Source organism: Croceicoccus hydrothermalis (assembly GCF_022378335.1).
Classification (GTDB): Bacteria; Pseudomonadota; Alphaproteobacteria; order Sphingomonadales; family Sphingomonadaceae; genus Croceicoccus; species Croceicoccus hydrothermalis.
On sequence record NZ_JAIQCI010000070.1, the window covers coordinates 1 to 1,828 of the forward strand.

A 1,828-nucleotide genomic window follows, 5' to 3' on the forward strand; every position below is an offset into this window, starting at 1 on the left:
AGGCGTGCGCCTTGATCAATCAGGCACCGCCACATCGCCGTCCGAACAACACGAAGCGGTAGCCTCATGAATAGGACGGGATAAGGCCTCGTCTGAGAGACAAAGCCGGAGTTCCCCCTACCGATTATTTCTTTTCGAGTTCAGCCCCCTGACCGCTTGGATCGAAGTGCTACCAATGAAAGCTTGGCAGCGGGGCGGCTGATGAGCGAGTTGACGAACAAGGTGATCATTCGCTGCATCTCGATCACGTGGTGCGCGATCCAGCTCGTCCGTCGCATAGTCAAGTCAAACCAAACGCTAAGGGTGATGATCGTGACGACCAGGACAGCGACGAGTTGCAACGCACCGGCAATATTTTCCGGTTCAACGGTGACACAGTAAAGGAGCATATTACCAAAGGCGAAAGTGAACAGGCTGGTCCTCCCGAAGAACGCAATGTTTCTCCAAAAGCGATCTGCCTTGACGGAAGTGGTGACCAACGTCGCCGCTGCCGTCAACACGACTGCAAAGTGCAAGCCAAAAAGAAAATAGAGCGGATGCCCCGCGATCCGCAGGGACATTGTTCCAAGCTCGTTGATGGTGCTTTGATCGAATGCTGCGAATAACACGGTGAGCGATATCACTGCGGCCGCGAGCAGCAGCTTTGTCCGATGTTGAAGACGCGCCATGTCCGGCCGCCCCCCGGAACTGCCAATGAGGATACGTCCGAGCACCATTCCCGCGATAACCAGCGTAATTCCACGCATAATCGAAGGACCACCCAACTGCGCCTCGCCGAGGCCAAACATGAATTTCCATAGACGGACTAGTTCCTTCGAAAGTCCAAGTTCATTTGGCGTCGGCAACGCAATCAGAAGCGGGTAAGCAAGGTGAACGGCAATGGCTCCGGCTGCGAGCGGAACGAGCCCCAAGCGGTAACGAGCCCAGAGAAGAAGCGGGGCCAGAACAAGGACGACCGCGTAGAACTTAAGGATATCCGTGAATGGCGTAACGCCCAGCATCAGAACCGTCGCGATCGAGAATTTGGCAGAGTAATCGTCGCGAATTAAGAAGAGCACACCGATTGAAAGGGCATAGAGGAGCCAACATTGGGTGGCACGTGACACCAATCTCACTGTGATCGTCTTCCGGTGCCCAACGATGAAGCGTGGCCGATAGACGATTTCGAGCATGGTTCCGAAAAGGATAATGAAGGTCGGCGTAGCTGCGGCCATGCAAATCCTAAGTGCGTCCACCCATGGACCTTCTACGAAGTCGCCCATCCGTGCGACCACCCACACATGGCTCGCCATAGCAAGCAGGATCGCTATCGATCGCGCGATATCAATGCCAACTATTCGGGAGGGCTTGGCACGGGCTCCGTCAGAACCCGATGGAACCGCGTTCGTCGTTTCGGTAGGCATCGCGCATTACCTCTCTTGATTAGGCGCCCGGTTACCGCATCCCGACCTGCAACTGAAGGAGAAATGCAGCTTCTCCGGGTACTGCAGTTTCGCCTAGGAACGTCAGCAGTTTCGATTCCGCAACCGGAACCCGCTAGTCCGCATCCCAACCCATCTCGGCCATCGAAGCGCCCATTCATCGGTGCCGAACGCAGCATTAGCGAACAAGCGATTGAACGGCGCAAAGTGGGCCGGTTTCGAATGGTCCGCTTTAGAGAATCGAATTGCGAAAAGCGGTAAGGCGCCTTGCGACGCGAGTTCCGCCGTCTAGATGCCAATGTCGGCACCTTGGACACAGTCTTTTAACCCGTCGTATTCACCAAACCGGTCCTAAAGGGTTAACGGGAGTGGCCTAAGCCTCTGATCTGAATTAGGAACTGGGTGTC

At 55.4% G+C, this 1,828-nt stretch carries 1 protein-coding gene; it reads right to left on the reverse strand.

The genetic code is table 11. The features are described 5' to 3' along the window. Window positions 1–140: 140 nt before the first annotated feature. Window positions 141–1,403: a hypothetical protein gene (locus K4G67_RS17235; RefSeq protein WP_239807475.1), complete on the reverse strand. Its 1,263-nt coding sequence runs from the start codon at window positions 1,401–1,403 to the stop codon at window positions 141–143. Between the last annotated feature and the right edge of the window lie 425 nt (window positions 1,404–1,828).